Source organism: Saccharothrix coeruleofusca, from assembly GCF_014648515.1.
GTDB classification, from domain to species: domain Bacteria; phylum Actinomycetota; class Actinomycetes; order Mycobacteriales; family Pseudonocardiaceae; genus Actinosynnema; species Actinosynnema coeruleofuscum.
The window spans coordinates 781,893-803,711 of sequence record NZ_BMRG01000001.1 but is presented as its reverse complement, the minus strand read 5'-3'; the positions used below and the strand labels follow the sequence as shown (position 1 = coordinate 803,711).

General features: G+C 73.0%; 21 protein-coding genes. 15 read left to right on the top strand and 6 right to left on the bottom strand.

The genetic code is table 11. From position 1 onward, the window contains the following. Window positions 1-32 precede the first annotated feature (32 nt). On the top strand, window positions 33-1,226 hold the full coding sequence (locus IEZ00_RS04140) for a sensor histidine kinase (protein WP_443705753.1): 1,194 nt from the start codon (window positions 33-35) through the stop codon (window positions 1,224-1,226). Window positions 1,227-1,250: 24 nt separating this feature from the next. Further along, a complete protein-coding gene (locus tag IEZ00_RS04135; RefSeq protein WP_189221784.1) occupies window positions 1,251-1,907 on the top strand; it encodes a response regulator in 657 nt (218 codons plus the stop codon). A gap of 73 nt (window positions 1,908-1,980) precedes the next feature. On the opposite strand, the gene IEZ00_RS04130 is transcribed toward IEZ00_RS04135, so the two are convergent. Both IEZ00_RS04130 and IEZ00_RS04125 read right to left on the bottom strand, forming a co-directional pair. After that, window positions 1,981-2,892: an SDR family oxidoreductase gene (locus tag IEZ00_RS04130; RefSeq protein WP_189221623.1), complete on the bottom strand. Its 912-nt coding sequence runs from the start codon at window positions 2,890-2,892 to the stop codon at window positions 1,981-1,983. Then, window positions 2,892-3,461, bottom strand: a complete 570-nt coding sequence (locus IEZ00_RS04125; RefSeq protein ID WP_189221622.1) for a TetR/AcrR family transcriptional regulator — start codon at window positions 3,459-3,461, stop codon at window positions 2,892-2,894. The genes IEZ00_RS04130 and IEZ00_RS04125 overlap by 1 nt, the downstream gene beginning before the upstream one ends. A 50-nt stretch (window positions 3,462-3,511) precedes the next feature. On the opposite strand from IEZ00_RS04125, the gene IEZ00_RS04120 reads away from it, so the two are divergent. From IEZ00_RS04120 to IEZ00_RS04105, 4 genes are all read left to right on the top strand, one after another. Then, a complete protein-coding gene (locus IEZ00_RS04120) occupies window positions 3,512-4,306 on the top strand; it encodes an HAD family hydrolase (protein ID WP_189221621.1) in 795 nt (264 codons plus the stop codon). A gap of 216 nt (window positions 4,307-4,522) precedes the next feature. After that, window positions 4,523-5,434 (top strand): ABC transporter ATP-binding protein, encoded by a 912-nt coding sequence (locus IEZ00_RS04115; RefSeq protein ID WP_189221620.1) that lies wholly within the window; start codon window positions 4,523-4,525, stop codon window positions 5,432-5,434. Between the two features lie 5 nt (window positions 5,435-5,439). Then, the gene (locus IEZ00_RS04110) at window positions 5,440-6,201 is read left to right on the top strand and encodes a hypothetical protein (protein WP_189221619.1); all 762 of its coding nucleotides are present in this window, start codon (window positions 5,440-5,442) and stop codon (window positions 6,199-6,201) included. A gap of 167 nt (window positions 6,202-6,368) precedes the next feature. Beyond that, window positions 6,369-7,271 (top strand): ABC transporter ATP-binding protein, encoded by a 903-nt coding sequence (locus IEZ00_RS04105; protein WP_189221618.1) that lies wholly within the window; start codon window positions 6,369-6,371, stop codon window positions 7,269-7,271. A gap of 22 nt (window positions 7,272-7,293) precedes the next feature. Here the strand turns inward: IEZ00_RS04105 and IEZ00_RS04100 are convergent, their stop codons facing one another. Beyond that, the gene (locus IEZ00_RS04100) at window positions 7,294-8,499 is read right to left on the bottom strand and encodes a S8 family serine peptidase (protein WP_229795000.1); all 1,206 of its coding nucleotides are present in this window, start codon (window positions 8,497-8,499) and stop codon (window positions 7,294-7,296) included. Between the two features lie 228 nt (window positions 8,500-8,727). Between IEZ00_RS04100 and IEZ00_RS04095 the strand changes: the two genes are divergently transcribed. From IEZ00_RS04095 to tgmC, 7 genes are all read left to right on the top strand, one after another. Then, on the top strand, window positions 8,728-9,318 hold the full coding sequence (locus IEZ00_RS04095) for a hypothetical protein (RefSeq protein WP_189221617.1): 591 nt from the start codon (window positions 8,728-8,730) through the stop codon (window positions 9,316-9,318). An 88-nt stretch (window positions 9,319-9,406) separates the two neighbouring features. Next, window positions 9,407-10,129 (top strand): tRNA (guanosine(46)-N7)-methyltransferase TrmB, encoded by a 723-nt coding sequence (gene trmB / locus IEZ00_RS04090; RefSeq protein WP_189221782.1) that lies wholly within the window; start codon window positions 9,407-9,409, stop codon window positions 10,127-10,129. A 366-nt stretch (window positions 10,130-10,495) separates the two neighbouring features. Then, window positions 10,496-11,677 carry a sensor histidine kinase gene (locus tag IEZ00_RS04085; protein ID WP_189221616.1) on the top strand — a complete coding sequence of 394 codons (1,182 nt, stop codon included), beginning with the start codon at window positions 10,496-10,498 and terminating at the stop codon, window positions 11,675-11,677. Window positions 11,678-11,704: 27 nt separating this feature from the next. Beyond that, a complete protein-coding gene (locus IEZ00_RS04080; protein WP_189221615.1) occupies window positions 11,705-13,012 on the top strand; it encodes an amidohydrolase family protein in 1,308 nt (435 codons plus the stop codon). 221 nt (window positions 13,013-13,233) lie between these two features. After that, window positions 13,234-13,563 carry a putative ATP-grasp-modified RiPP gene (gene tgmA, locus IEZ00_RS04075; protein WP_209623417.1) on the top strand — a complete coding sequence of 110 codons (330 nt, stop codon included), beginning with the start codon at window positions 13,234-13,236 and terminating at the stop codon, window positions 13,561-13,563. Next, the gene (tgmB, locus tag IEZ00_RS04070) at window positions 13,563-14,519 is read left to right on the top strand and encodes an ATP-grasp ribosomal peptide maturase (RefSeq protein WP_189221614.1); all 957 of its coding nucleotides are present in this window, start codon (window positions 13,563-13,565) and stop codon (window positions 14,517-14,519) included. Before tgmA ends, tgmB begins: the two co-directional genes overlap by 1 nt. Further along, window positions 14,516-15,724, top strand: a complete 1,209-nt coding sequence (tgmC, locus tag IEZ00_RS04065) for an ATP-grasp peptide maturase system methyltransferase (RefSeq protein ID WP_189221613.1) — start codon at window positions 14,516-14,518, stop codon at window positions 15,722-15,724. Before tgmB ends, tgmC begins: the two co-directional genes overlap by 4 nt. A gap of 47 nt (window positions 15,725-15,771) precedes the next feature. Here tgmC and IEZ00_RS04060 read toward each other — a convergent pair whose 3' ends face one another. From IEZ00_RS04060 to IEZ00_RS04050, 3 genes are all read right to left on the bottom strand, one after another. After that, window positions 15,772-16,452: an SDR family oxidoreductase gene (locus IEZ00_RS04060; protein WP_189221612.1), complete on the bottom strand. Its 681-nt coding sequence runs from the start codon at window positions 16,450-16,452 to the stop codon at window positions 15,772-15,774. A 64-nt stretch (window positions 16,453-16,516) separates the two neighbouring features. Then, complete coding sequence (locus IEZ00_RS04055) at window positions 16,517-18,538, bottom strand: PhoX family protein (RefSeq protein ID WP_373293068.1); 2,022 nt, start codon at window positions 18,536-18,538, stop codon at window positions 16,517-16,519. A gap of 206 nt (window positions 18,539-18,744) precedes the next feature. Further along, on the bottom strand, window positions 18,745-20,754 hold the full coding sequence (locus IEZ00_RS04050) for a PhoX family protein (RefSeq protein WP_189221610.1): 2,010 nt from the start codon (window positions 20,752-20,754) through the stop codon (window positions 18,745-18,747). Between the two features lie 92 nt (window positions 20,755-20,846). Here IEZ00_RS04050 and IEZ00_RS04045 point away from each other — a divergent pair, with 92 nt between their 5' ends. Next, a complete protein-coding gene (locus IEZ00_RS04045) occupies window positions 20,847-21,494 on the top strand; it encodes an HAD family hydrolase (protein ID WP_189221609.1) in 648 nt (215 codons plus the stop codon). A 134-nt stretch (window positions 21,495-21,628) separates the two neighbouring features. Continuing rightward, a partial coding sequence (locus tag IEZ00_RS04040) for a hypothetical protein (RefSeq protein WP_229794998.1) occupies window positions 21,629-21,819 on the top strand: 191 nt, incomplete at its 3' end.

Genomic DNA, 21,819 nt, shown 5'->3' with positions numbered 1-21,819 from the left:
GCGGGGCCGCCGCCCGAACCTAACCTGGTCCGGTGCGGCGGCTGAGTCTGTGGATGCGTGCGCACCCGGTGTTCGGGGACTCCCTGATCGCCGGGGCGCTGCTCCTCTTCGACATCGGCGTGATGACCAGCTACACCACCGAGCGGGTCCGCCCCTCGGCGCTGTTCCTGGTCGGCGCGCTGCTGATCGCGCCGGTCGTCGTGCGCCGCAAGTACCCGCTGGCCGGCAGCTACACCATCCTCGCGGGCGCGGTCCTGCAGCTGCTCACCCACGGCGACTTCACCACCGGCGTGCCGATCCGCATGGCCGACTTCGCGCTGGCCGTGGCGCTCTACACGGTGGTCGCGTTCGTCGGCCGAAGACAGGGGCTGCTCTACGCGATCTGGCTGGCGCTGGGGACGCTGTTGTGGGTGGCGTGGCGGGTCGGGCCGCAGCTCCACGCCGAGGCCGTGCTGCTGGTCTTCCCCATCGCGCTGATCTTCGGCTTCAGCTGGGCGCTCGGCGAGTTCGTCGGCGCCCGCCGGGCCTACCACTCCGAGCTGGAGCAGCGGCTGAAGCTGCTGGAGACCGAGCGCGACCAGCAGGCCCGGCTCGCGGTCGGCGAGGAGCGCTCCCGCATCGCCCGCGAGCTGCACGACGTGGTCGCGCACGCGGTGAGCGTGATGGTGGTGCAGGCCGACGGCGCGAGTTACGCGATCAAGTCCAACCCGCAGCTGGCCGAGGCGGCGATGCGGACCATCTCCGACACCGGCCGCCAGGCGCTGACCGAGCTGCGCAGGCTGCTGGGCGTGCTGCGCAGCGAGGACCGCTCCGGCACCCAGTGGTCGCCCCAGCCCGGCGCGGGCGACCTCGGCGAGCTGGCCGAGAACCTGCGCGCGGCCGGGTTGCCGGTGCGGCTGGAGGTCTCCGACGGGCTGGACGACCTACCCGCCGGCCTTGGGCTGGGGCTGTACCGGATCGTGCAGGAGGCGCTGACCAACACGCTCAAGCACGCGGGCTCCGGCGCGTCCGCCGTGGTGCGGGTGGCCAGGGGACCGGATCGGGTGGACGTCGAGGTCGTCGACGACGGCTTCGGCACGCCGCACGACCTGGTGGAGATCTCCGGCGGCAACGGCCTGATCGGGATGCGGGAGCGGGCGGGCGTGCTCGGCGGGAAGCTGGACGCGGGCCCCAACCCCGGTGGCGGGTGGCGGGTGCGCGCGGTGCTGCCGCTGCTGCCTTCCTAGGGAAGGGGTCATAGGGTGGCCGCCGTGATCCAGGTGCTGCTCGTCGACGACCAGGAGCTCATGCGGATGGGTTTCCGCATGGTGCTCGACGCCCAGGAGGACATCAGCGTCGTCGGCGAGGCCGGTGACGGCCTCGACGCGGTGCACATGGCCGAGCGGCTGCGCCCCGACGTGGTGCTGATGGACGTGCGGATGCCGGTGCTCGACGGCGTCGAGGCCACCAAGCGCATCACCGAGGCGGGCACCGGCAAGGTGCTGGTGATGACCACGTTCGACATGGACGAGTACGCGCTGTCCGCGCTGCGCAACGGGGCCAGCGGGTTCCTGCTCAAGGACACCCCGCCGGGTGACCTGGTCTCCGCGCTGCGGGCGGTGGCCAGCGGCGACGCGGTGGTCTCGCCGTCGGTGACCAAGCGGCTGCTGAGCCGGTTCCTCGGCGACGGCGGCGGCGAGCTGCGCGACGCCTCGGTGCTGGACGTGCTGACCGAGCGCGAGCGCGAGGTGCTGGTGCTGATCGCCAAGGGGCTGTCCAACACCGAGATCGCGCGCAAGCTGTTCCTGTCCGAGGCGACGGTGAAGACGCACGTGGGCCGCATCCTGGCGAAGCTGGAGCTGCGCGACCGGGTGCAGGCCGTGGTGCTGGCCTACGAGACCGGCCTGGTCCGCCCCGGCGACGTCTGACCGCGTCTGACCGCGTCTGAGGGCGTCTGCAAGTACTACCCGACCGGGGTCGGGTAGTACTTGCAGACGCACGTCAGCGGTACTGGGCCGCGTCGGCGGTGGCCGGGTCGACGCCCGGCTTGACGACCTCCTCGTACCAGCGGCCCCAGTCCGGCCGCGAGCCGTCGAGGTCGGTGAAGCCGTACTCGCGCATCAGCGTCCACGACGCCAGCGACCGGCCGGTGAACCGGTGCCGGTCCGGGTCCGCCGCCAGCGCCGCGATCGCGCGGCCGAGGTAGTGCGGCGTCTCCGACATCGCGTAGTTCGGGTCACGGGCGATCGCGTCGCGCCAGTTCTCCTCGGTGACGCCGAAGTGCTCCAGCATCTGCTCCGAGCGCAGGAACCCCGGCGTGACCGCGACCGTGGTGGTGCCGAACCGCTCCACGTCCTTGGCCAGCACCCGGCCGAACCTGCGGATGGCGAGCTTGACCGAGTCGTAGGCCAGCATCCCCGAGTGGTACTCGTCGTCCTCGCCGTCGGTGACCTCGACCACCAGCCCGCCCGGCTCGCGGATCACCAGCGGCAGCAACCGGTGCAGGGCGACCAGGTGGGCCTGCACGCTGTTGCGCCACATCCGCAGCTGGCCGTCCAGGTCGGCCTCCCAGAACGGCTTGAACTCGACCTCCAGCTCGCCGCCCCACACGTCGTCCACCAGGACGTCCAGCCGTCCGTCCACTTCGGACTCGATGCGCGCCCGGAACGCGTCCACCTCCGCCACCGCGGTGAAATCGCACTTCACCGGGATGCCGCGGCCACCGGCCGCGGTCACCAGCTCCGCGGTCTCCTCGATGGTCTCCGGCCGCCCGATCGGCGACAACCCCTCCCTGGTGGACCTGCCCCCGACGAACACCGTCGCGCCCGCGGCCCCCAGCTCCACCGCGATCGCGCGCCCGGCCCCCCTCGTCGCCCCGGTGACGGCGGCGACCTTGCCCTGCAACGGGCCCATCAACTCCCCTTCCACACGTCCAGAACCGCGTCCACGTCCTCCAGCAGCCGGTCCACCAGCGCTCCGCGCGGCCGGACCGACCAGTCCATCGACACCCCGTGGACCAGGCTCGCGAGCACCCGCGCCGCGCGCTCCGGCGACGGCCCGCGCGGCAGGTCCACCGCGCGCACCAGGTCCGCCACCGCGCGTTCGGTCGCCGCGTGCAGCTCGCCCAGCAGCGCCCGCAGCTCCGGGTCGATCAGGTCGACCCCCAGCTGCGCCAGGTGGTTGCCCGCGCGCCGCGGGTCGGTCATCCCGTCGACCCACGACACCAGCCCGGCGCGCAGGCCCGCCAGCGGCTCCAGCCCCCGCGCGGCCTCGCGCATCCGCTCGCCGACCCGCTCGGTCATCTGCCTGGTCATCACCTGGAGCAGGCCGTTCTTCGAGCCGAACCGGCCCGCCACGGTGCCCACCGACACGCCCGCCTCGGCGGCCACCTCGGCCAGGGTGAAGCTCGGACCCCGGCGTCCGATCACCTCGCCGGCGGCGGCGAGCAGGCGCTCGTCGGTGATGGTCCTCGGTCGTGCCACCGCGTTATTGAACCACGGTTCAGTAATGGGGCGCCAGTAGACTGCCCCCGGTGAGCTGGAGACCGCGCCTCGTCGCACTGGACATCGACGGCACCATCACCCCGGTCGGGCGCGAGGACGTGGCCCCGGCCGTGCGGGCGGCCATCGGGCGCGCGGTCGAGCACGGCGCGCACGTCGTGCTGTCCACCGGCCGCAGCCTCATCGGCACCCGCCCGATCGTCGAGGACCTCGGCCTGGACGGCACCACGGCGCTGTGCTCCAACGGCGCGGTGTGGTGGGACACCGCCGAGCGGGCCGTGGTGCGGCAGCTCGACTTCGACCCCGGACCGCCCGTGCTGACCCTGCGCGACCTGCTGCCGGGAGCGGTGTTCGCGGCCGAGGTCACCGGCTTCGGCAACCTGTCGCTGGGCCGCTTCCCCGACGGCGACCTGTGGGGCGAGGTGCGCGAGGTCGACCTCGCCGAGTTCCGCGCCCGGCCCACGTCGCGGCTGGTCGCCCGCTGGATCGGCCGCACGCCCGAGGAGCTGGCGCTGCGCATGGCCGACGTGGAGCTGCCCGGCGTGACGTGGACGCTGGACCACACCGAGCCGTGGCTGACCGTGGCCCCGCGGGGCGTGTCCAAGGGCTCGGCGCTGGAGGAGCTGCGGCAGCGGCTGGGCGTCGCGGCGGACGACACCGCGGCCATCGGCGACGGGCACAACGACGTGGAGATGCTGCGGTGGGCCGCGCACGGCGTGGCCATGGGCCAGGCCCCCGCGACGGTCCAGCAGGCGGCCGACGCCGTCACCGGCACCATCCTGGAGGACGGCGCGGCCACCGCGCTGGACCACTGGTTCGGCGCCTGACCGCCGACCGCGCGGCCGTCGGGTGGGCTTCCCTGAGAAACCGGGGGAAAGCACCAGGGGACGACTCAGGGTGATCACGGATTGCTGCAACCGTGGTAGCGGGGACGATAAGACTGAAGTAGCACAGACGAGTCAACTACGGACCGATGTGCCCAACCCCCTGAGCCGGGCAGAGTTCTCTCCGAGATCGGGGGATCGCAAGCCAGGGGAGAGACCATGATCGAGGCGATCGGCCTCACCAAGCGCTACGGGAACACCGTAGCCGTGGACGACCTGTCGTTCACCGTGGAACCGGGTCGGGTGACCGGGTTCCTCGGGCCCAACGGCGCGGGCAAGTCCACCACCATGCGGATGATCCTCGGCCTTGACCGGCCGAGCGCGGGCAAGGTGCTCATCGACGGCAAGCCCTACGCCAAGCTGGACCGGCCGCTGCGCACCGTCGGCGCGCTGCTGGACGCCAAGTGGGTGCACCCCAACCGCTCCGCGCGGGCGCACCTGCAGTGGCTGGCCAAGTCCAACGGCATCCCGCAGCGCAGGGTGGACGAGGTCCTCGACGTGGTCGGCCTGACCAAGGTCGCCAAGCGCCGCGCGGGCGGGTTCTCCCTGGGCATGTCCCAGCGGCTGGGCATCGCGGGCGCGCTGCTGGGCGACCCGAAGGTGCTGCTGTTCGACGAGCCGGTCAACGGGCTGGACCCCGAGGGCATCCTGTGGATCAGGCGGTTCATGCAGGGCCTGGCCGCCGAGGGGCGCACCGTGCTGGTGTCCAGCCACCTGCTGTCGGAGATGGCGCTGACCGCGCAGGACCTGGTGGTGATCGGCCGGGGGAAGCTGATCTCGCAGAGCACCACCACCGAGTTCGTCGAGCGGTCGACGGAGAACACCGTGCGGGTGCGCAGCCCGCACGCGGACAAGCTGGGCGCGATGCTGGTCGACAAGGGCTTCACCGTGCGCGAGGACGGCGAGGGCGTGCTGATCGTCTCCGGCGCGACCAGCGACCAGGTCGGCGAGGTGGCCGCGGGCGGCGGCCTGGTGCTGCACGAGCTCAGCCCGCAGCGCGGCTCGCTGGAAGAGGCCTTCATGCAGCTCACCGGCGACTCCGTGGAGTACCACGCCGAGACGGGGAAGTGAACGGGATGACTCTGCTCGCCGTTGAACGGATCAAGCTGTTCTCCACCCGCTCGCCGTGGTGGTGCATGCTGCTGGCCCTCGGCCTGACCGTGGGCATCACCGCGATCATCGCGGGCAACTGGAACGAGGGCCCGATGCCCGTGCTGGGCGCGGTGTTCGCCCACACCTTCGGGCTGTACGTGGTGATGGTGATGGCCGCGCTGGCGGTCACCACCGAGTACCGCTTCGGCACCATCAAGGCCACCTTCCAGGCGGTGCCGGACCGGATCTCGCCGATGGTCGCCAAGGCGGCCGTGGTGACCGCGCTGGCCGCGCTGGTCGGCCTGGCCGCCGGGTTCGGCTCGTGGGGGCTGAGCTGGCTGCTGGCGGGCGACACCTCGCAGCTGGCGCTGGAGTCGGCCAACGACTGGCGGCACGTCGCGGGCGTCGGCCTGGTGTACGGGGCCGGGGCGCTGCTGGCGCTGGGCGTGGGCGCGCTGGTGCGGCAGACCGCGGGCGCGGTGTCGATCATCCTGGTGTTCGCGCTGGTGCTGGAGAGCGTCGTCGGGCTCATCCCGAACATCGGCGACGACATCCAGAAGTGGATGCCGTTCACCGTGGCCAGCAAGTTCATCATGGGCGACCCGGACCAGGGCGGGATGCCCGCCGACGCGGGCCCGCCCACGGTGGGCGCGCTGAGCCCGTGGGGGTCGTTCGGGTACTTCGTCGCGATCGCGGTGGCGATGTTCGTGATCTCGCTCGTGGTGGTGAAGCGGCGGGACGCGTAAGGGGTTGGACCGGGGGTGGGCCCGGCAACGCCGGAAACGGGGTCCGGCGGCCGGGGCTGGGGGGTAGGAGGAGCGCGGGTCACCTTTCGGGGAGTGGCCCGCGCTCTTCCTCGTTAAGTTCGGACCAGGGGGCAAGTTCGGACCAGGCGATCGGACGGGAGAAAACCGTGATCGAGGCGACCGGGCTCACCAAGCACTACGGCCGGACCGTGGCCGTGGACGACCTGTCGTTCACCGTGAGACCCGGTCGGGTCACCGGGTTCCTCGGGCCCAACGGCGCGGGCAAGTCCACCACCATGCGCATGGTCCTCGGCCTGGACCGCCCCACGGCGGGGCGGGTCCTGGTCAACGGCAAGCGCTACGCGGAGCTGGACCAGCCGCTGCGCACCGTCGGCGCGCTGCTGGACGCCAAGTGGGTGCACCCCAACCGCTCCGCGCGGGCGCACCTGCGGTGGCTGGCCAAGTCCAACCGGATTCCGGTGCGGCGGGTGGACGAGGTGCTGGAGATGGTCGGGCTGAGCCAGGTCGCCCACCGGCGGGCCGGGGGCTTCTCGCTGGGCATGGCCCAGCGGCTGGGCATCGCGGGCGCGCTGCTGGGCGACCCGGAGGTGCTGCTGTTCGACGAGCCGGTCAACGGGCTGGACCCCGAGGGCATCCTGTGGATCAGGCAGTTCATGCACCGCCTGGCCGAGCAGGGCCGCACCGTGTTCGTGTCCAGCCACCTGCTGTCGGAGATGGCGCAGACCGCGCAGGAGCTGATCGTGATCGGCCGGGGCAAGCTGATCGCGCAGACCAGCACCGAGCAGTTCATCCGGGACGCCACCGAGGACACCGTGCGCGTCCGGTCGCCGCAGCTCGACCAGCTGCGCGCGCTGCTGGGCGGGGCGCGGGTCGAGGACAGCCCCGCCGACGGCGCGCTGGTGGTGCGCGGGGTGGAGGCCGCGCGCATCGGCGAGCTGGCCGCGGCCAACGGGATCGTGCTGCACGAGCTGAACCCCCAGCGTGGCTCGCTGGAGGAGGCGTTCATGCAGCTGACCAAGGAGTCCGTGGAGTACCAGGCCCACGACTGAGGCGGGTCAGGGTGCGGTGGGGTCAGGGCGCGGTGGGCCGCCAGAAGTCGTCGGAGGGCGGGGGCAGGGTGGTCACCGGCGGCGGGGCCGGGCGCGGGCGGCGGGAGGCGCGGGCCAGCAGGACGCAGACCGCGAGGACGCCCAGCACCACCAGCAGCAGGCCGACCAGCGCCACGGCGGCGCGGGTGCCCGCGTCGGGCAGTGCGGGTGCGGCGGCCACCGGCGGCGGGGGCGCGACGGCCGGAGCGGGCGGGGCGGAGGTGGACGTGCGCGGCGGCGGTGCCAGCGGGTTGCGCTCCACCCTCGCCACGTCGCCGGTCAGCGCGCCCACCGGGTCGACCAGGCCGTAGCCGGTGGCCCGGTCGCGTCCCGGGTCCAGCAGGTCCTTCGCGCTCATGATCAGCCGGTTCACCACGTTGCCCGCGTCCAGCTCCGGGTGCGCCGCCCGCACCAGCGCGGCCGCGCCGGACACCAGGGCGGTGGCGGCGCTGGTGCCGTCGACCGCGGCGTAGCCGGTGTCCGACACCGACAGCGGCACCGCGGTCACGATCTCCCGCGCGGGCGCGGCGAGCACGGTCTCCGGGCCGGTGTTGGAATCCGGCCACACCCCACCACCGGGCACGGTGCCGGACACCGCGATCACGCCGCGGATGTTGGCCGGGGCGCCGACGTGCTCCTCGCCCGCGTTGCCGGTGCCCGCGACCACCACCACGTCGTGGTCGAAGGCGTAGTTGACCGCGCGCAGCAGGTCCGGGGTCAGCGTCGCCACCGAGGTCAGCGACAGGTTGATCACCTTCGCGCCCCGGTCCACCGCCCACCGGATGCCCTGCGAGACCGCATCCAGGGTGAAGTTCTCCCCGTCCGCGCCCACCGACACGGGCAGCACCTTCGCGCCCGGCGCGACGCCCAGCGCGCCGCCGTCCACCGCCCGGCCCGCGATCAGCGTGGCCATCGCGGTGCCGTGCCCGTCGGTGTCCTCGGTGCCGTCGGTGCCCGCGGCGCTGCCGAACCCGGTGCCGGGCAGCAGCTGCCCCGCCAGGTCCGGCCGCGTGTCGTCCACCCCGGAGTCGACCACGGCGACCAGCACGCCGTCCCCCCGGCTCAGCGCGTGCGCCCGGTGCACGCCGAGCTCGCCGAGGTGCCACTGCTGCTCCTCGATCGTCTGCGCCCTCGCCGCGCCGGGCACCAGCACGGCCAGCAGGACCGCCACGAGCAGCGCTCTGGCCACCCATCACCCCTTGTGTCCGACGTCACAAATATTCCGTGTCGTTCATGTTTCGAGGTCCCAGCGTCACGCACATGGAGTAAGGGCGGAGTTAAGACCCCGTGAACTCCCCCACTGGACCATGACAAGGGCGCCCGAAATCGGTCATATGGAAGGTAACGAATCGTGAGGCGGCAGTGTCACCGCACACGAATTCGGGAACCCCGTCAAGGAACCCCCGGAGGTGAACCCGTGACGGTGCTTGATCCCGACCTGAACGCCGGACGCACGGCGGCACGGTCGAAGAAGGTCCCGCGGCAACGCGACCACGGCGTGCGAGTAGAGCCACTGCTGGCGCTGGAGTGGTCCCACGCGATCGAGACCGCGGGTGGTATCGGCATCGCGGCAGCACCCGCGGAATCGCGGCGAGCGTGGATCCACCGAGCCGACGAGCAGCAGGTGCTGGCGATGTACCGGGCCGTGCGCGCGGTGGACGCGAACGCCCCGGCGCCGTGGTGGCTCAGAGCCCTGGACCGCGGCAGGCTCCCGTCCCGCGCCGCGGGCTTCGCGGTCGAGGACGAGGTCTCCGAACTGCTGCTGAGCAGGCCGGGTTGGGTCTACGTGCCGTGGGCGGCCGAGGGCGAGGTCGGCTACTGGGAGTTCGTGCCCTCCGAGAGCGGCGTCTACGGCCCGGCCGAGCCGACCACCGTGCAGTTCACCGACCGCCACCCCGGCTGGGTGGACCTGCTGCCCGCGCACCGCGGACCGGGCCTGCGCCAGCCGATCGAGTTCACCGCCGCCGAGCTGCGCGAGCAGATCGAGGACCTGGAGAACATCGCTTGATCGCCCCGGCTCCGCCGGGGCGGCTCGGCCGACGCGGCCTCGCGTGGTGATTGGCGCGCCTGCCGGGGGCTTAGGCTGTTCGCCCGTGATGACGTCCAGCAGGCAGACCCCACCGCACCACCGATCAGTGGTCAGCTACGTCCAGCGCGGCGAGCGGATGACGGTCGGTCAGCAGCGAGCGTGGGACAAGCACTGGGAGCGCCTGGGCCGCGAGGTCAAGGCGCTCCCGCCAGGTCCGCTGGACTTCACCGGGTGGTTCGGCCGCGAAGCCCCGGTCATGCTGGAGATCGGCTCCGGCATGGGGGAGACCACCGCGCAGCTGGTCGCCGCCGCGCCGGAGCTGAACTACGTCGCCGTCGAGGTCTACAAGCCCGGTCTCGGCCAGCTGCTGATGCGCGCCGAGGCGCTGGGCGTGACGAATCTCCGGGTGCTGCGCGGCGACGCGGTGGACCTGCTCGCCGAGCACGTCGCCCCCGAGTCGCTGGACGGCGTGCGGATCTTCTTCCCCGACCCGTGGCCCAAGAAGAAGCACCACAAGCGCAGGCTGGTCCAGCCGCCGTTCGTGGCCCTGCTCGCCTCCCGCCTGCGGCCCGGCGGCACCCTGCACCTGGCCACGGACTGGGAGCCCTACGCCGAGCAGATGCTGGAGGTCTGCTCGGACGAGCCGCTGCTGCGCAACCGGCACGACGGCTGGGCGCCCCGGCCCGAGTGGCGGCCGGTCACCAAGTTCGAGCGGCGCGCGGTCGAGGAGGACCGGGTCAGCCACGACCTGATCTTCGAGCGCGTCACCCCTGCGGGCGGGGGCGACTGACCCGCGACGCTTTTCCCCCGCACCCCCTCAAAACCCCCGAGCACCCGCGCGGACAAGATCGCGCAAGTGCCCCCTGCGGCGAGTTCCCAGCGCTGATCCTCAGCGCTGGGAATCGACCAGCACGCCCGCCAGCGCCATCAGCACCAGCACCAGCAGGCCCAGCACGGCACCCACCCAGGTCGCGACCACCCCGATCATGGCTTTCCTCCGTTCCCCGACTTCCCTGTTCCAGAATCGCCCCCGGAACGTCGTCCGGCATCGGCCAGCGGGGTATTTCGTCACGCTTTCGGGTCAGCCTTCCGGTTGACGGGTCACCCGACCGGGGTGGGACGCGGAGTCAGCCCTGAGGTTCTACGGTGACCAGTCGTGGTGAGCACCGACCTGGGCTGGCGCGCGTTGACCCGCAGGCAGTGGCCACTGGCCTGCGCACTGGCCTTCTTCCTGGCAGGCGAGGTGTTCTCGGACGACGCGAGCTGGTGGCAGCTGCCCGGCTCGTTCGTGCTGTGCGGGCTGGCCGTGGTTGCGCCGCGCAGACCTCTCGACGCCGCCCTCGCCGCCGCGGCCACCGTGCTGATGAGCTCGGTGCTGCTGCGCGTGACGGGCCAAGCGCCCGTGGTGCCGCTGGTCAGCAGCCTGACGTTGTCCGAGACCGCGGCGGCGATGGCGATCGTGGCGATCACCGTGCGGCAGGCTCCCGCCAAGCGCGCCGTGGCCTGCGTGCTGCTGCTGATCGCCACCACGGCGCTGACCTGGCCGATCCGCCCCGACTACTGGCGGGCGATCTCGGGCCGCTACGAGGTCGAGTACGAGGGGCCCGACCCGTGGGGGATGGCCATCGGCGCGGCGGTGCTGCTGGTGCTCTCCGTCGGCACCGGCCTGTACTTCCGCTCCCGCGACCGCGAGCGGTCCACCGCCGTGCAGGCCGAGATCGCCGCCGCGCAGCACGCCGAGCGCATCGCGCTGGCCCGCGAGCTGCACGACGTGGTGGCGCACTACGTCACCGGCATCGTGGTGCACGCCCAGGCCGCGCAGGCGGTCCCCGGCGCGGCCCAGGAGGTGCTGCCGGTGATCGTGCACAGCGGCAACGAGGCGCTGACCGCGATGCGCAGGCTGGTCGGCACGCTGCGCGGCGACGGCGCGGGCGCCCCGGCCGCCACCAGCGACCTGGCCGAGGACGTGCGGAAGGTGGTGGAGCAGTCCGGTCAGCCCGCGCGGGTCACCGTGGAGCTGCCCGACGAGGTGCCGCCGTCGCTGGCCCGCTCGGTGCTGCGGCTGGTGCAGGAGTCGCTGACGAACACGCGCAAGCACGCCGAAGGCGTGTCACGGGTGGAGGTCGAGGTGTCCACCCGCGAAGGCACCGTGCACGTGCTGGTGACCGACGACGGCCGCGGTCCGCGCAGCGCGCCCGTCGGCGGCTCGGGCGGGTTCGGCCTGGTCGGCATGCGCGAGCGGGTGGAGCTGCTCGGCGGGCGGTTCGACGCGGGGCCGCGCGAGTCCGGCGGCTGGCGGGTGCGCGCGGAGCTGCCGCTGACCGAGGCGCGCGGGTAGCGCGCCGGGTGCGGCAGGATCGTGGTCATGTCCCTGCGCCTGCACGCCCCCGTGGTCCTGCCCTGCGATCCGTCCTGCACCGTCCTGCGCGACGCCGTGGTGGACGTGGCCGACGACGGCCGCATCGCCTTCGTCGGCGCGGAGGCCGACGCGCCGCCGTTCGCGGGCGAGGTCCGCCGACTGACCGGCATCCTGCTGCCCGGCCTGGTCAACGCCCACGCGCACAGCCCGATGGTGGTGCTGCGCGGTCTCGGCGGCGACCTGCCGCTGCTGCGCTGGCTGCGCGAGGCCATGTGGCCCGCCGAGGCGCGGATGACCGCCGAGGACGTCGGCGCGGGGATGCTGCTGGGCGCGGTGGAGATGCTCCGCAACGGCGTCACCACCAGCGCCGAGATGTACTTCCACGGCGAGCAGCTGGTCGACGCGGTGCTCAAGGCCGGGTCGCGGGTGCTGTTCGGCGCGGCGATCATGGACCTGCCGGGCATGGCGTGGCGGCCGATGACCGACGAGATCACCCGGTGGATAGACGCCGACGGCCTGCGGTTCGGTCCGCACGAGCGGATCGAGCTGAGCTACGGGCCGCACTCGGCCTACATCCTCTCCCCGGAGGCGCTGGGCGCGGTGGCGGGCGAGGCCCGCGACCGCGGCGCGCTGGTGCAGATCCACGTGGCCGAGTCGCCGGAGGAGGACGTGGCCCAGCGCGAGTCCCACGGCTCGGTGCCGCGACTGCTGGAGCAGGCGGGCGTGCTGGGCGGGCGGGTGCTGTCCGCGCACTCGGTGCACCTGTCGCCGGAGGACGTCGCCATCTACGCCAGGCACCGGGTGGGCGTGGCGCACTGCCCCGGCTCCAACACCAAGCTCGCCTCGGGCATCGCGCCGCTGCGCGGCTACCTGGACGCGGGCGTGCCGGTCGGCCTCGGCACCGACGGGCCCGCCAGCAACGACGACCTGGACCTGTTCGAGGAGGCCAGGCTGGCCGCCCTGCTGGCCCGCGTCACCTCGCTGGACGCCACCGCGATGCGCGCCGCCGACGCCCTGCTGCTGGCCACCAGGGGCGGCGCGGCGGCGCTGGGCCGCGACGACCTGGGCGCGCTGGAGGCGGGCCGCTGGGGCGACGTGGTGCACGTGGACGTGGACGACCCGGCGTTCGCCACCGGGCTGGACGCGCCGGACGAGCAGGTGCTGGCGAACCTGGTGTGGGCGTCGGGCACCCGCCGGGTCAGCGACGTGTGGGTGGCGGGCGAGCAGGTGGTCGCGGCGGGCGAGCCGACCCGCGTCGACCGCCACGAGGCCCAGGCGGGCGTCCGCGCCGTCTCCCAGCGCCTGCGCGCCTGACCCGCGCCTGCAAGTACTACCCGAGCCCCACCGCCGAGCGTTCAACTACTACCCGTCCCACCACCACGGGTAGTGGTTAACGGCCCGGTCGGGGTGGGCGGGTAGTACTTGCAGGCGCGGGGCTCCCGGCGCGCTGTGTTCACCTTTCGGGGGATCGCGGTAATCCCGCACAGGCGCGAACCTGATCGGGACACGGGAGTCGACACGGCGGAGGGAAGCGCATGACCGCAGCAGCGATCGGCCTGCCGGGTGCCAGTCCGCTCGCGCCGGTCAGCGCGCGATTCGCCCTCAGCGGGTCCAGCTTCGAGCCCAGGCCGGACGACACGCCCTCGCCCGACGGTGTTCGGCCGTGGGGGCTCCGCCGGGCGCTTCCGGTGAGCACGGGCCGTGTGCTGCCGCGGTGGAGCTACGACCCCGCGCAGCAGAAGGCCGTCAACGAAGCGGGCGTACCGCTGATCGGCAGCTCGCGTGCGGGCGACCCGACCGCGAACACCACGGCGAGCACGGACGGCGAGGACCCGCCCAGCTCCGAGGACTGGATCAACGACTGATGACCGTCCTCGTCCTGGCGTCCGAACTGGACTTCACCGCCGATCGCGTGGTCAGGGCGTTGGAAGGCCGGGACGTGCCCGTCGCCAGGGTCGACACGGCCTGGTTCCCTCAGCGGGCCAGTGTCGCCGCCCGATTGCGGGACGGGCGATGGACCGGAACGCTGTCCGCAGGCGGCAGGGTGATCGCGCTGGAGGGACTGCGGTCGATCTGGTACCGCAACCCCGGCGCGTTCACCTTTCCCACCGCGTTGTCGCCGACTGAACGGCACTGGGCCATGACCGAGACCAGGCTCGGGCTCGGCGGTGTGCTCGCGTCCCTGCCGGTGGCGTGGGTCAACCACCCCTCGCGGAACGCCGACGCCTCGTACAAGCCGGTGCAACTGGTCACCGCGGCGCGGTGCGGGCTCGCGGTCGCCGACACGCTGGTGACCAACGAGCAGGCTGCGGTACGACGTTTCGCCGAGGACGGTGAAACGGTCGCGAAAGCGTTCGGCGCACCCGCCATCAGCGAGGGAGGCGGGCGGAAAGTCGCTCTCACCCACCGGCTCGACGAGGTCGACCTGGCCGACTTGCGCGGGGTCGAGGTCAGCGCGCACCAGTTCCAGCGCTGGATACCCAAGTCGTACGAGGCTCGGGTGATCGTGGTCGGGAACCGGCTGTTCGCGGCGGCGATCCACGCGCAGTCCGCCGAGAGCCGCCTCGACTGGCGCAGTGACTACGGCGCCTTGCGGTATGAGCGACTCGATCCGCCGATCGACGTCGCGACCGGTGTGCGCGAGTACTGCGGCGCGCTGGGGCTGGCCTACGGGGCGTTCGACTTCGTCATCCGACCGGATGGCGAGTGGGTGTTCCTCGAGTGCAACGCGGGCGGCCAGTACGGGTGGATCGAGGACGAGATCGGGGCACCGATCACCGAGGCGCTCGCCGACCTGTTGAAGAGCGGGGCCGCCGCATGACCGGGTGGCGTGGGCTGGCGCGCGGGCTCGCCGATGAACTGGCGGCCGAGGGGGTGCTGCGGTCGCCCGAGTGGCGGGCCGCTGTCGAGGCGATCCCGCGCCACGTGTTCGTGCCGCGGTTCTACGTCCAGCGGCAGGACGGGCGGTGGTCGGAGACCAGCGCGGAGGACGACGGGTGGCTCACCGCGGTCTACCGCGACGAGCCGCTGGTCACCGCCCTCGCCACCACCGCGGACGGTGACCGCGTCACGGTCTCGTCGTCGACCAAGCCGGGTCTCATGGTGCGGATGCTCGAAGCGCTCGACGTGCGCGACGAGCACCGGGTGCTGGAGATCGGCACGGGGACCGGCTACAACGCCGCGCTGCTGTCGCACCGGCTGGGCGGCGAACGGGTGTTCTCCGTCGACATCGGCGCCGCGCTGGTCGACGCGGCCCGCGATCGGCTGGCCGGGTTGGGGCTGGCCCCGACCCTGGCGGTGGCGCACGGGGCCGGGGGGTTGCCGGAGCACGCCCCGTTCGACCGGATCATCGCCACCTGCTCCCTGCGCGCCGTGCCCTGGGCGTGGGCCGAGCAGGTGCGGGAGGGCGGGTTGGTGCTCGTCGACGTCAAGCCGAGCACGCACGCGGGCAACCTCGTGCTGCTGGTGCGGCACGCCGACCGGCTCGAAGGGCGGTTCCTGCCCCGGTGGGCCGGGTTCATGGCGATGCGCGACGCCGACCGCGCACCGGAGACCGCCAGGGTGGTCGAGGACCTGAGCACGGGCAGCCGCTCGTCGACCCGCCTGGAGCCGACGCCGTGGTCGTCGCTCGTGCCGTGGTTCCTCGCGCAGGCGCGGATGCCGGGCGAGGTCGCGTTCGGGTACCGCGGCGCCACCGGTCGGGGGCCGGAGTGGGCCGTGTTCGGCACGCCCGACGGCTCGTGGTCGGCGGTCGGGACGCAGCCGGACGGGAACGGCGAGCGCGAGGTGCGGCAGGGCGGGCCGGTGCGGCTCTGGGACGCCGTCGAGGAGACCCACCGGGCGTGGCGGGGCTTCGGCAGGCCGAACTGGGACCGCCTCGGCTTGACGGTCACCCCGGACGGCCGCCACCGGGTGTGGCTGGACGAGCCCGGCAACGTGTGGGTGGCGGCCGAGACGCGTCAGCAAGTACTACCCGAGCCCCACCGCCGAGCGTTCAACTACTACCCGCGCCACCACCACGGGTAATAGTTAACGGCCCGGTCGGGGTGGGCCGGTAGTACTTGCAGGCGCGGTCAGGCGCGGGGGCGGATGACGACCTCGGTGACGTGGGCGTCGTCGGTGGCGAGGACGGCGGTGGCCACGGCCCGCGCCACGGACTCGGCGCGCAGGTACCGCTCGGCCTGGTAGTCGCCGTTCTCCTGGGCGCGGACGCCGCGCTGCATGTCGGTGTCGGTGCGTCCGGGGTGGACGGAGGTGACCCGCAGCTCGGGCTCCTCGGCGCGCAGCGCGTCGCCGAACGCGCGCAGGGCGAACTTGCTCGCGGCGTAGACGCCCCAGTTCGGGTTGGCGCGCAGGCCCGCGCCGGAGTTGAGCAGCACCACCTGGCCGCGCGCGGCCCGCAGCAGCGGCAGGGCCAGCCGGGTCAGCTCGGCGACCGCGACGACGTTGACCTCCATGGTGCGCCGCCACACGTCGGCGGTCGCCTCGGCCAGCGGGCCGAGGTCGGCGATGCCCGCGCTGTGCACCAGCACGTCGAGGCGGTCGAGCCCGGCGACCGCCTCGGCCACGGCGGCGCTGTCGGTCAGCTCCACCGCCCACGGCCGCGCGCCGGGCAGCTGGGTGGCCACCTCCCGCAGCGCCGCCTCGTCGCGACCGCCCAGCAGCAGGTCGTGGGTCGGGGCGAGGGCGCGGGCCACGGCGGCGCCGATGCCGCGGGACGCGCCGGTGACGAGGGCGACGGGCCGGTTGGTCATGTCCAGCACCCTAGGACGGACGAGGTCCGCAGGCGCCCCCAGGGCACCTGCGGACCTCGGGGGGTCAGCCGCAGATGCGGCCCTTGTCCTTCTTCCACGACATGACGACCGAGGGCCGGGGCTGGCTGGCGCCGCCGTCGGGCCAGTGCGACAGCGGGTTGGCCGCCGACGCGCCGTCGATCTCGCCGGGGTGCTGCACCGACACCAGGACGAAGTCGTCCTCGATCCACGGGCCGCAGGTCTCCGCGCCGCGCGGCACGGTCAGGAACTGCTTGACCCGGCCCCGGTAGCGGCCCTCCACCGGCACCGCGAACAGGCCGTCGTTGGAGCCCAGCGCGTTGCCGTCGGTGGAGATCCACAGGTTGCCCTGCGAGTCGAAGGCGAGGTTGTCCGGGCAGGAGATCGGCGAGACCTGCGACTTGTCGTAGCCGCCGAAGTAGGTGTCCGGGGCGGCCGGGTCGCCGCAGACCAGCAGCAGCTTCCAGGAGAACTCCAGCGCGGTGTTGTCGCCGCGCCGCTCCTCCAGCTCCAGCACGTGGCCGTGCTTGTTGCGCACCCGCGGGTTCGGCTCGGTGGCGCCTTCCTTGTCCGCCTTGCCGCGGTCGGTGTTGTTGGTCAGCGCCGCGTACACCCGGCGGTTGCGCGGGTTGGGCTCGACGTCCTCGGGCCGGTCCATCTTGGTCGCGCCCACGGCGTCGGCGGCCAGGCGCGTGAAGACGTAGACCTCCTCGGCGGTGAAGCCGGGCACGAACGACCTGGTGCCCGACGCGAGGGGGATCCACTTGCCGGTGCCGTCGAACTCGCCGTCGGCGGGCAGCTTGCCGGTGCCGTCGACCTCGGCCGCCGGGGTGTCGCCGGTGAACTGGGCGACGTAGAGCGTCCCCTTGTCCAGCAGCTTCTTGTTGTGCTCGCGGGCGTGCTTGCTGTTGCCCGGCTTGTACTTCTCGTCGGAGACGAACTTGTACATGTAGTCGAAGCGCTCGTCGTCGCCCATGTACGCGACCACGCGGCCGTCGCGGGCGATGATCACGTTGGCGCCCTCGTGCTTGAAGCGCCCCAGGGCGGTGTGCTTGACCGGCGTGGAGGTGGGGTCCAGCGGGTCGACCTCGACGACCCAGCCGAACCGGTTGGCCTCGTTGGGTTCCTGCGCCAGGTCGAAGCGCTTGTCGAAGCGCTCCCACTTGCGGGTGGTGGTGGTGCCCGAGGCCATGCCGTAGCGGGCCAGCCGGTCCTTGGTCACCTTGTCGGTCACCGAGGCGCCGTTGGCGAAGTACTGGTTGTAGTTCTCCTCGCCGGACAGCACGGTGCCCCACGGGGTCACGCCGCCCGCGCAGTTGTTGAGCGTGCCCAGCACCGTGGTGCCGGTCGGGTCGGCGGAGGTCTTGAGGTACTTCGAGCCCGCGGCGGGCCCGGTGATCTTGAACGGCGTGGTGGCGGTGATGCGGCGGTTGTACCGCCGGTCCACCTTGGCCTCCAGCTTGCCGCTGCGGTGGTCGCGCTCGACCAGCACCACGGACATGCCGTGCGCGGCCCAGCCGATCTCGACCTGCTCCCTGGTGGGGTTGTTCTCGTCCCAGCCCAGGAACTGGGCGTCCTCGGTGGTGTACTCGTGGTTGCTGACCATGAGCCACCGGTTCCAGCCGGGCAGCGGCACCAGCCCGCAGAAGTCGTTGTTGTAGCCGAACTGCTTGGCCTGCGCGGCGGCGGTCTGGCGGTCGAAGTCGAACGCGGGCGCGCCGGGCAGCACCGGGTCGCCCCAGCGCATCACCACGGCCTGCTGGTAGCCCTCGGGCACGACCACCTCGTCGAGCTGGTTCGGCGCGACGGCGGTGAAGTTCAGCCCGTCGCGCCTGCGCCCGCCGCCGAGGTCGGCGTCGGCGTCGACTTCCGGGCGCCCGCCCGGCTTGGCCACGGCCGCGCCCGCGCCCAGCGACGCGCCCGCACCGGCCACCGCGAGCACCGCGCCCGCCTTGAGCAGGCCGCGGCGGCGCACGACCTCGCTCACGACGTCGCCGAAGTAGGGGTTGGCGGAGGTGTTGGGGGCCTCGTGCGCGCAGGCGTCGCCGCAGCGGTACTTGCAGGTCATCGCCGACCGCCCGAGCGGGTGGTTGGGCAGCAGGGGCAGCAGGCGACGGCCCCGCTCGGTGGATGAGGACACGCGGACCTCCGAGATCGCTCAGTGGGAACCGGGCGACCGTAGGTCGGCAATTCCTCGCCCAGTGGACACGGAGGTGAACGCGGGACGAACAGCTCTGGCCTTCTCCGAGCGGAACCGCCTGGTCACAGTGCGTGTCAGCCGCCGATGTCGCGCAACTTCCCGCCTTCCTCCCGCCAGACGGCCACCACGGCGGGCCTGGGTTGGCTGTCCCCGCCGTCGGGCCAGTGCGAAGCCGGGTTGTCCGCTGACGCGCCGTCGACCTCGCCGGGGTGCTGCACGCACACCGTGACGACCTTCTCGCCGATCACCGGGCCGCAGGTCTCCGCGCCGCGCGGCACGGTCAGGAACGCCTTGAGGTGGCCGCGCTCCGGACCCTCCACCGGCAGCGCGAGCAGGCCGTCGTTGTACCCGGCGAGCTTGCCCTCGGAGTCGGTGGAGATCCACAGGTTGCCGTGCCGGTCGAAGGCCAGGTTGTCCGGGCTGGAGATCGGCGAGACCCGCGACTTGTCGAAGCCCGCGAAGTAGGTGTCCGGCGACTCCGGGTCGCCGCACACCAGCAGCAGGCCCCAGGCGAAGGTCAGGGCGCGCGGGTCGCCGCCGCGCTCGGTCAGCTCCAGCACCTGGCCGTGCCGGTTGTCCACCCTGGGGTTGGCCTCGGTCGGCCCCTCCTTGCCCGCCAGGCCGCGGTCGACGTTGTTGCTCAGCGCGCAGTAGACGACGCCGGTGCGCGGGTGGGTCTGGATGTCCTCGGGGCGGTCCATCTTGGTCGCGCCCGCGGCGTCGGCGGCCAGGCGCGTGAAGACGTAGACCTCCTCGGCGGTGAAGCCGGGCACGAACGACTTGGTGCCCGACGCGAGGGGGATCCACTCGCCGGAGCCGCCGAACCGGCCGTCGGCGGGCAGCTTCCCGGTGCCGTCGATCTCCTCGGGCGGGCTGTCGCCGGTGAACTTGGCGACGTAGAGCGTGCCGTCGTCCAGCAGCGTCATGTTGTGCCTGCGGGCGGCCTTGCTGTCGCCCTTGCGGACCTTGCCCTTGGAGATGAACTTGTAGATGTACTCGAAGCGCTCGTCGTCGCCGGAGTAGGCGACCACGCGGCCGTCGTCGGCGACGCGGACGTTGGCGCACTCGTGCTTGAAGCGCCCCAGCGCGGTGTGCTTGACCGGCGTGGAGGTCGGGTCGTGCGGGTCGAGTTCCACGACCCACCCGAAGCGGTTGACCTCGTTGGGCTCCTTGGTGAGGTCGAAGCGCTCGTCGAAGCGCTCCCACTTGCGCTCGCTGGCCGTGCCGGTGACGCCGTATCGGCTGAGCCGGGGGTCGGCGAGCGCGTCGGCGTTGGCGAAGTACTGGTTGAAGTTCTCCTCGCCGGACAGCACGGTGCCCCACGGGGTCACGCCGCCCGCGCAGTTGTTCACCGTGCCCAGCACTCTGGTGCCGGTCGGGTCGGCGGAGGTCTTGAGGTACTTCGAGCCCGCCGCCGGGCCGCGCACCTCGAACGGCGTGTGCAGGGTGATGCGGCGGTTGTGGCGGGAGAACCGCGGCGTCAGCCTGCCCGAGGAGGGGGTCCGCGTGACCAGCAGGACGCTCATCCCGTGCGCCGCCCACGAGACGCGGACCTGTTCCTCGGTGGGGTTCTCCGCGTCGTACCCGCGGAACATGAACTCCTCGGTGGTGTACTCGTGGTTGGTCACCAGCAGGTTGGCCAGCCCCAGCGGGTCCAGCGGCAGCAGCGCGGCGAAGTCGCAGTTGTAGCCGAACTGGCGGGCCTGGGCGGCGGCGCTCTGGTGGTCGAAGTCGAACGCGGGGGCGTCCGGGAACAGCGGGTCGCCCCACCGGATCACCACCGCCTGGCGGTAGCCGTCGGGCACGGTCACCTGGTCGAGGGTGTTGGGCCGCACCGGGGTGAAGTCCAGGCCGCGCGGGACCGTTCCGGCACGGGCGGTGCTCCCCGGCAGGCTCACCGCCGCGCCGATGGCGGCCACGACGCCCGCCGTGAGCGCGGCGCGCCTGCTGAGCAGGTCGCCGAAGTAGGGGTTGGCGGAGGTGTTGGGAACGGCGTGGAAGCACGCGTCGCCGCAGCGGTACCGGCAGGTCACCGCCGCGCGACCGGGAGAGTGGTTGGCGAGCAGGGGAAGGTGGACGGCCAACTCGAACGCCTCCTGCGGTCGATCGGTAACCAATCGACGGTAAGCCGGCGGTGACCGGTTGTTAACCCACCGCGCCCACTACGGTCTTCCTCGTGGATGCGGTGGTGTTCGACCTCGACGGCGTGCTGGTGGACTCGGAGCGGGTGTGGGACGAGGTGCGCCGGGCCTTCGCCGCGGCGCACGGCGGCGCGTGGCGGCCCGAGTCGACGCGGGCGATGCAGGGCATGAGCACGCCCGAGTGGGCGGCCTACCTGGTCGACGAGGTCGGCGTGCGGTTGACGCCGGACGAGGTCGCCGGTGGGGTGGTCGAGGAGATGGCGCGCCGGTACGAGGCGGGCCCGCCGGTGCTGCCCGCCGCGGTGGAGGTGGTGCGGGCGGTGGCGGCGCGGTGGCCGGTGGCCATCGCCAGCTCCTCGCCGCCGGTGCTGATCCGGTCGTTCCTGGACTCGACCGGGTTGGCCGAGGTGGTGCCGGTGGCGCTGTCCAGCGAGGAGGCGGGCGCGGGCAAGCCCGCCCCGGACGTGTACCTGCTGGCCGCCCGGCGGCTGGGGGTGGACGCCGCGGGCTGCGCCGCCGTGGAGGACTCGACCAACGGGCTGCGCTCGGCGCTGGCGGCGGGGATGGCGGTCTACGCGGTGCCCAACCCGCACTTCCCGCCGGACCCCGAGGTGCTGGGCCGGACCACCGTCCTGGACCGCTTGGCCGACCTGCCGCAGGCGCTCGCCCGGTCGAGTGGCTGACCCGCCACCCGGCGCGGTGCCCGGACGGCCGGTGCCCTCCGGGCAGGAACGGGTGCCCGAACTTCCTCCGTCCTCACCCGTTCGGGCGAGGTGAGGCGTGATCAACGCCTAATCTCCGGGCAGCACCGGATCGGGTGGAGAGGACGAGGATGGGCATCGACGGCACGCGGGGCGGTCGGGGAGTGGCGGCGGTGGTCGCGCTGGTGGCGGCGGGCACGCTGGCGGGCTGCTCCGGGGAGGTGCGGGGGGCTGCGGGACCGGGCACGACGGGAACCACCACGACGACCACCGGGACGACGGCCGCGGGAGCGGCCACCGGCACCAC

Excerpts from the sequence above, each read along its gene's own strand:
- IEZ00_RS04060 (WP_189221612.1), bottom strand. The coding sequence starts at position 16,452 with ATGACCAACCGGCCCGTCGCCCTCGTCACCGGCGCGTCCCGCGGCATC.
- tgmC (WP_189221613.1), top strand. The coding sequence starts at position 14,516 with ATGACCGGGTGGCGTGGGCTGGCGCGCGGGCTCGCCGATGAACTGGCG.
- IEZ00_RS04115 (WP_189221620.1), top strand. The coding sequence starts at position 4,523 with ATGATCGAGGCGATCGGCCTCACCAAGCGCTACGGGAACACCGTAGCC.
- IEZ00_RS04055 (WP_373293068.1), bottom strand. The coding sequence starts at position 18,538 with ATGACCTGCAAGTACCGCTGCGGCGACGCCTGCGCGCACGAGGCCCCC.
- tgmB (WP_189221614.1), top strand. The coding sequence starts at position 13,563 with ATGACCGTCCTCGTCCTGGCGTCCGAACTGGACTTCACCGCCGATCGC.
- IEZ00_RS04080 (WP_189221615.1), top strand. The coding sequence starts at position 11,705 with ATGTCCCTGCGCCTGCACGCCCCCGTGGTCCTGCCCTGCGATCCGTCC.
- tgmA (WP_209623417.1), top strand. The coding sequence starts at position 13,234 with ATGACCGCAGCAGCGATCGGCCTGCCGGGTGCCAGTCCGCTCGCGCCG.
- IEZ00_RS04130 (WP_189221623.1), bottom strand. The coding sequence starts at position 2,892 with ATGGGCCCGTTGCAGGGCAAGGTCGCCGCCGTCACCGGGGCGACGAGG.
- trmB (WP_189221782.1), top strand. The coding sequence starts at position 9,407 with ATGACGTCCAGCAGGCAGACCCCACCGCACCACCGATCAGTGGTCAGC.
- IEZ00_RS04110 (WP_189221619.1), top strand. The coding sequence starts at position 5,440 with ATGACTCTGCTCGCCGTTGAACGGATCAAGCTGTTCTCCACCCGCTCG.